Genomic DNA, 783 nt, shown 5'->3' with positions numbered 1-783 from the left:
GCCGCTGTTGAAGGAGCTCTTGCCCATCAGCAGTTGCGCGGGCACGAGGTTCCGCAGAATGGGTGTATTGCTGTATTCCCTTTGCTTGTTCAGCACGTCGTTCCTGACCGCAATCAGGATATAGACCGTTGCGATGGCGGCTTCCCGCTCGGTCGGATGCTGTTGCAGAACCGCGAGCAGCTTGCCGAACTGGATGACCTGGTTGACCCAAAAGATGTTCTGCTCGAGCGCGCTGGTGACTGTGGAATCGAGCCCTGTCAGGCTCGGCAGCTCGGCAAGGAGCGGCTGCGTGACCAACATGATCTCACTCTGGAACTCGATGAAATCCGGAATGGGCTTTTTGCTCTCCTCGCGCAGCTTGTTGGCAAGCTGAATGCCCGACGGAATTTTCCCTTCGAACATGTAGCGGGACTGCACGCAGATCGCCTTCGCGTCCTCGCACCAGCGGCGATTCGGCGGACGGTTGTGCGCGGCGCCCGCGTCCTTGTTGGGAACAGCATCGCCCGCCGTGATCGGCCGGTGCTTGACTGCCGGATCGATCTGCTCGAGGAACGCGACACTCGCATACCGCGACAGATCCATTGCCGCTGCCGATCTTGGAAGTCGAAACCGCGCCTCCGCCTGGTAGACCGAGAGCTTTAGCTTCGCTTGTTGGTTGAGCGTGGGCTCAACGAAGGTCGGGAAGAGCGAGAGGAAGCGCCGCTGAACCGGACGTGAGCGGGCCCAATCGTCGAAAGGAATGAGCCCGGTCGAGGAATCGGCGAGCTTGTCGTTGCGTTGGTC

1 pseudogene is annotated in these 783 nt (G+C 60.4%); it reads right to left on the bottom strand.

Annotated features, from left to right (window positions below):
- A pseudogene (locus PMN64_RS42920) lies at nt 1-582 on the bottom strand (hypothetical protein); the annotation flags it as partial.
- Nucleotides 583-783 lie beyond the last annotated feature (201 nt).

This window comes from Bradyrhizobium sp. UFLA01-814, from assembly GCF_046718885.1.
Lineage (GTDB): Bacteria > Pseudomonadota > Alphaproteobacteria > Rhizobiales > Xanthobacteraceae > Bradyrhizobium > Bradyrhizobium elkanii.
This window is presented reverse-complemented; position numbering and strand designations above follow the sequence as displayed.